Consider the following 5,110-nt stretch of genomic DNA (forward strand, 5'->3'; position numbering starts at 1 on the left):
CCCGGCCCCAGCCGGCCGACGATGCCGTAGTTGACCACCCCGAACACATGCGCGACGGAGGCCCCCGCCTGCCGCCGCGAGCGCGCATCGCGCGCCTTGCGGCGGCCATCGGTGGTGACGTCGCTGACCAGCAGCGCGCGCGCTCCCTTGGGCAGCGCGCCTTCCACATGCGCGTCGGCGCCAAAACCCTGGGCGCGGCGGCGCACCGTCACGAAGGGCAGCCGGAAACGCTCGGCCAGCATGGCGGCGAGGGCGATGCCGCCCTGCTCGGTGGCGGCGATCGCGTCGAAGCCGGCATAGCCCACGCGTTCCAGGATGCGCGCCTCCGCGCCGTCCAGCAGCGCGGCGCGCGCCAGTGGGAAGGACAGCGCGCGCGGGATGTCGAGATAGACCGGGCTTGCCCAGCCCGAGGAGAAGATGAAGGGCCGGTCCGGCCGCAGCAGGATGCAGCCCGTGTCGAGCAGGATCTGCGCGGTGCGCCGCCCGATGCTGTCATTCATCGCAAGGCGTCCGCGCCGGTGAAGAGCAATTCGCGCAGCAGCGCCGCGCCGTGCAGGAAATCGTCGAAGTCCATCGCTTCCCTGGGATTGTGGCTGCCATGCTCGTTGCGGACGAACACCATCGCCGCCGGCACGCCGACATTGGAAAAAATGGCGGCGTCGTGGCCGGCGCCGCTGGCCAGAACCTCATGCGGCAAGCCCGCCGCTGTGCAGATGGCGCGCGCATGCGCCAGCAGGCGCTTGTCCATCGCCGCGGGCGGCGTGCGCACGCCCGCGCCGAGCGCGATGCGCACGCCGCGCTCCCGCGCGATCTCCTCTGCCTCCGCCTGCGCCAGCGCGCCGAAGGCGTCGAGCGTCGCCTCGCTCTCGCTGCGCCATTCGAGGGTGAAGCGCACATCGCCGGGCACGCGCGTCATCGCATGCTCGCGTGGGTCGGTGGTGAAGATGCCGAAGGTCATCACCAGATCCTCGCCGCGCTCCAGCAGCGTGCGCCAGCTTGCGTCGAGGCGCATGGCGAAGTCGGCCGCGCCCAGCACCGCATCGCGCCGCAGCCAGCGCGGCACCGCGCCGGAATGCGCCGCCTCGCCCACCGCGCGGCCGTTCGGGTGGCGCTGGTTGCCGCGTATGCCGGAGACGAGGCCGACCGGCACGCGACGTGCGACCAGCACCGGCGCCTGCTCGATATGCAGTTCCACGAAGTGCGAGAGCGAGGCGGGGTCGCACAGCACGCGGCGCGCCGCGACGGCGTCCACCTCCGCGCCTTCGCGCCGCATCGCCGCGCCGAGCGTGAGCGACGGATCGTGCAGGTTCGGCAGATCCAGCCAGGCCGGATCGAACTGCCCGAACAGCGCAGAGGAGCCGAGATAGGGGCGGCCGTACCACGCGCTTTCCTCGCCGCGCAGCACGAAGAGATGCAGGCTGCGTGCCGGGCGCGGGCCGCGCGCCGCATGCAGCAGCGCGATCAGCCCGGCGATCACCCCGGCCGCGCCGTCGAAATTGCCGCCCTGCGGCACGCTGTCGAGATGCGATCCGCAGGCGGCGGCCGGCAGGGCGGGATCGGTGCCTTGCAGCGTCACGCGCAGATTGGCCGCGGCATCCCAGGCGCAAACGAGGCCCGCTTCGCGCGCGATCGCCTCGATCCGCCGCATCGCGCGCGTCTCGCCGGGCGCGTAGGTCTCGCGCGTGATGCCCACGCCGTCGTGATCGGCGGCGCGCAGCGTCTCGAACAGGTCGCGCGCCAGCGCGGCGAGATCGGGCGCGATGGCGAGCGGGGCGGGGACGGCGAGGTCCATGCGCCGGACCATCGCCCGCCCCGCCGGGCCCGGCAAGCCGCGCGCTTGACTTCGCGCCCCCGCGCCCGAACATCGGATCGCAGGCAGGAGACCGGCTGCATGGATCTCGGGGCGGCCGCCTTCCCGGTGGCCGAGCGCAGCGTGGCGGTGATCGAGAGCGCGCCGGTCGGGCGGCGCTATCACCGCCTGCTGCTCGATGCGCCCGATCTCTCGGCGCGCAGCCTGCCGGGGCAGTTCTTCCATCTGCTCTGCCGCGACGGTGGCGGCGCCGGCCCCTATCTGCGCCGGCCGATGAGCATCTGGCGCTGCGGCGAAGGCCGGCCGCTCGGCTTCCTGTTCCATGTGAAGGGCAAGGGCACGGCGGCGCTGGCGCGGCTGCGCGCGGGCGAGGCGCTGTCCGTCGTCGGTCCGCTCGGCCACGGCTTCCGGCTCGATCCCGCTTGGCGCCGCATCCTGGTCGTCGCGCGCGGCGTCGGGCTGGCGACGCTGGCGCCGGTCACCGAAGCCGCCGCCGCGACGGGCATCGCGGTGGAGGCGGTGCTGTCGGCGCGCGCGGCGCCCGACCTGATGGCGGCGGAATTCGCCGGCGGATCGGGCGCCGCGATCACCGCGGTGTTCGACGCGGATGGCGGCAGCGATGTCGAGCACGTAGAAAAGATGCTGCGCGCGCGCTTCGCGGCGGCGCGGCCGGACGCGGTGTTCACCTGCGGCTCCAACCGCCTGTTTCTCCTGTTGCAGCGCCTCGCAGCGGAGCACGGGATCCCGGGACAGGTCGCGCTGGAACAGCAGATGGGCTGCGGCCTCGGCATGTGCTTCTGCTGCGTGCGCCAGGTGCGCGACGAGCACGGCAAGGTCGTGAATCTCCGCGTCTGCGCGGAGGGGCCGGTCTTCGACCTGCAGGCCGCGCTCGCATGGTAGATTTTTCCGTCCGCATAGGGTCACTGACGCTTGTGAACCCGGTCATGCCGGCCTCGGGCACCTTCGGGCCGGAGCTTGCGCAGGTGTTCGACCTGGATCGGCTCGGCGCGCTCGTCACCAAATCCGTCACGCCGGAATTCCGCGCCGGCAATCCGCTGCCGCGCCTGTGCGAGACGGAGGCCGGCGTGCTGAACTCCATCGGCATCCCCGGCAAGGGGCTGGATCACTTCATCGCCCACGCCATGCCGGAATGGCGCCGCTTCCGCGCGCCGCTGATCGTCAGCCTCTCCGCGCCGACCGTCGCGAGCTTCGCCGACTGCGCCGCGCGCCTCGCCGCGACGCCGGGCGTGGCGGCGATCGAGGCGAACATCTCCTGCCCGAATCTCGAGGAGGATGGCCGCGCCTTCGCGATGCATCCCGAGCCGGCGGCGGCGGCCATCGCCGCGATGCGCCGCGCGGCGCCGGGCATGCCGCTCTGGGCCAAGCTGTCGCCCAACACCGGCGACATCGCCGCCGTGGCGCGCGCGGTGGAGCAGGCGGGCGCGGATGCGGTGGTGGTGGCGAACACCATCCTCGGCCTCGCCATCGACATCGAGACGGCGCGGCCGAAGCTCGGCAGCGGGATGGGCGGCTTCTCCGGCCCGGCCTTCAAGGCGATCGCGCTCCGCCTCGTCTGGCAATGCGCCCAGGCGGTGCGCATCCCCGTCATCGGCGTCGGCGGCATCGCCACGGGGGAGGATGCGGTGGAGTTCCTGATGGCCGGCGCCGCCGCCGTGCAGGTCGGCACCGCCAGCTTCGTCAGCCCCACCGCGATGCTCTCGGTGATCGAGGCGCTCGAAAACTTCTGCGCGCGCAAGGGCATCGCGCGCGTTGCCGAGCTGACCGGCGCCGCGCTGCCGCGCCCGCTGCGCGAGGCGGCGGAGTAGCTACTCCGCCGGCAGCGGGTTGCCGTTCAGCGCCGGGTTCATCCGCCACAGCGTCCAGTTCAGCACGCCCGCGAAGGTCACCCAGGCGAGATAGGGCACCAGCAGCCAGCCCGCCGCGGCGCTGACGGGGAAGAAGGCCAGCACCATCCCCAGGATGGAAAGCCAGAACACCACCAGCTCGTAGAACGCCAGGTCCATGCGGCGCAGGCCGAAGAACAGCCAGGACCAGGCCGCGTTCAGCAGCAGCGAGCCGAACCACAGCCAGATCTGCGGCCCGAAGCCCACCTCCCGCCAGACCAGCCAGGCCGCGACGGCGATGGCCGTGTAGAGCACCGCCCAGGCCGGCCCGAACAGCCAGTTCGGCGGGTTCCAGGCGGGCTTGTCGAGCGCGGCGTACCAGGCCCCCGGCCGGAAGATCGCCCCCGTCGAGGCGGCGGCGAAGCAGGCCAGCAGGAAGCCGCCCAGGGCCAGGAGCGATGCGGTGTTCATGCCGCGCTAGGTGGGGCAGCCGGCCGCCGCTGTCGAGCGAAACCGCAACCCCGCCGGTTCAGCGCGGCGTGACCCGCGGCGGGATGGCGCCCAGCAGGGCGCGGGCGAGCGGCGGGCGGCCGGCGATCGGCACCGGCAGGCTGCGATAGGCGGCGAGTCCGCGGCCCTCCGGCCCGGCGCCGGCCGGCAGCGCCACCCGCTCCGCGCCGTTGGTCAGTCGCGCCGCGCCGCTGCCCGCCTGCGCCAGGGCGGGCGGGGCGGGCAGCGCGACGGGCGGATGCGGCCGGGCCTGTTCCTGCGCCCAGGCGGCCATCACGCGGGCGCGATAGGGCTCGGCGAATTCCGGCGTCTGCGAGTGATAGGCGCTGGCCGCGCGCTGCCAGTCGTTGCGCGAGGCGTTCAGCTCGCTGAGGAAGCGCGCCGCGTAGCGCGCGTTGGTGGCCGGGTCGAAGGCGGCTTCCAGGGTGGGGAAGGCGTCCGGGTGGTGGCGCAGGTTCACCTGCATGCAGCCGATATCGATCGAGCGGACGCCGCGCGCCTGCAAGTCCCGCACGGCGGCGATCGCTGCCGCCTTGGTGGGAAAGAACTGCCCACGACCCTCGGCATTGATGGTCCAGGGCCAGGGGTGGAAGGCGCCCGTCTCGGGGTCGCGCCGGCCGGATTCGACCCGGCCGATCGCCATCAGCAATTGCGCCGGGATGCCGGCGGCGCGCTCCGCCGCCTGGATCGCCGCGCGGCAGAGCCGGCCGGGCTCGGCCGCCGCGGTGGTGGGGGAGAGCAGCAGCAGAAGGGCGAGGAGGCGGCGCATGCCGCCCCCGGCAGCAATGCCCGTGCCAGCGGCGCCTCAGAGAATCGGCAAGGCTGGCGGGATGGCGGGCGCGGCCTCGGCCGGCGGCGGCGCGGCGTCGGGCGGGGCGGCGTTCTGCGGCGCGGGGCCGGGCGGCTCCGGCTCGGCCGGGATGGCCGTCGGCGGCGCCGCGCCGGG

General features: G+C 74.0%; 6 protein-coding genes. 2 read left to right on the forward strand and 4 right to left on the reverse strand.

Going from position 1 to position 5,110, the window contains the following annotated elements:
- Both AC1MIR_RS18755 and AC1MIR_RS18760 read right to left on the reverse strand, forming a co-directional pair.
- On the reverse strand, positions 1–500 hold a 500-nt coding region (locus AC1MIR_RS18755), incomplete at its 3' end, for an orotate phosphoribosyltransferase (RefSeq protein ID WP_480029708.1).
- A complete protein-coding gene (locus AC1MIR_RS18760) occupies positions 497–1,792 on the reverse strand; it encodes a hydantoinase/carbamoylase family amidase (RefSeq protein WP_480029709.1) in 1,296 nt (431 codons plus the stop codon). The genes AC1MIR_RS18760 and AC1MIR_RS18755, both read right to left, overlap by 4 nt.
- Positions 1,793–1,891: 99 nt before the next feature.
- Here AC1MIR_RS18760 and AC1MIR_RS18765 point away from each other — a divergent pair, with 99 nt between their 5' ends.
- Together AC1MIR_RS18765 and AC1MIR_RS18770 are read left to right on the forward strand one after the other, a co-directional pair.
- Positions 1,892–2,710, forward strand: coding sequence for a dihydroorotate dehydrogenase electron transfer subunit (locus tag AC1MIR_RS18765; RefSeq protein WP_480029710.1), 819 nt, complete (start codon positions 1,892–1,894; stop codon positions 2,708–2,710).
- Positions 2,704–3,636, forward strand: a complete 933-nt coding sequence (locus AC1MIR_RS18770; RefSeq protein ID WP_480029711.1) for a dihydroorotate dehydrogenase — start codon at positions 2,704–2,706, stop codon at positions 3,634–3,636. The genes AC1MIR_RS18765 and AC1MIR_RS18770 overlap by 7 nt, the downstream gene beginning before the upstream one ends.
- Here AC1MIR_RS18770 and AC1MIR_RS18775 read toward each other — a convergent pair whose 3' ends face one another.
- Both AC1MIR_RS18775 and AC1MIR_RS18780 read right to left on the reverse strand, forming a co-directional pair.
- The gene (locus AC1MIR_RS18775; protein WP_480029712.1) at positions 3,637–4,125 is read right to left on the reverse strand and encodes a TspO/MBR family protein; all 489 of its coding nucleotides are present in this window, start codon (positions 4,123–4,125) and stop codon (positions 3,637–3,639) included.
- 58 nt (positions 4,126–4,183) lie between these two features.
- A complete protein-coding gene (locus AC1MIR_RS18780) occupies positions 4,184–4,933 on the reverse strand; it encodes a lytic transglycosylase domain-containing protein (RefSeq protein WP_480029713.1) in 750 nt (249 codons plus the stop codon).
- Positions 4,934–5,110 lie beyond the last annotated feature (177 nt).

It is taken from the genome of Falsiroseomonas sp. RANM36, assembly GCF_056682175.1.

Bases quoted from the DNA above. Each gene is read 5' to 3' on its own strand.
- AC1MIR_RS18760 (WP_480029709.1), bottom strand. From the start codon at position 1,792: ATGGACCTCGCCGTCCCCGCCCCGCTCGCCATCGCGCCCGATCTCGCC.
- AC1MIR_RS18765 (WP_480029710.1), top strand. From the start codon at position 1,892: ATGGATCTCGGGGCGGCCGCCTTCCCGGTGGCCGAGCGCAGCGTGGCG.
- AC1MIR_RS18770 (WP_480029711.1), top strand. From the start codon at position 2,704: ATGGTAGATTTTTCCGTCCGCATAGGGTCACTGACGCTTGTGAACCCG.
- AC1MIR_RS18775 (WP_480029712.1), bottom strand. From the start codon at position 4,125: ATGAACACCGCATCGCTCCTGGCCCTGGGCGGCTTCCTGCTGGCCTGC.
- AC1MIR_RS18780 (WP_480029713.1), bottom strand. From the start codon at position 4,933: ATGCGCCGCCTCCTCGCCCTTCTGCTGCTGCTCTCCCCCACCACCGCG.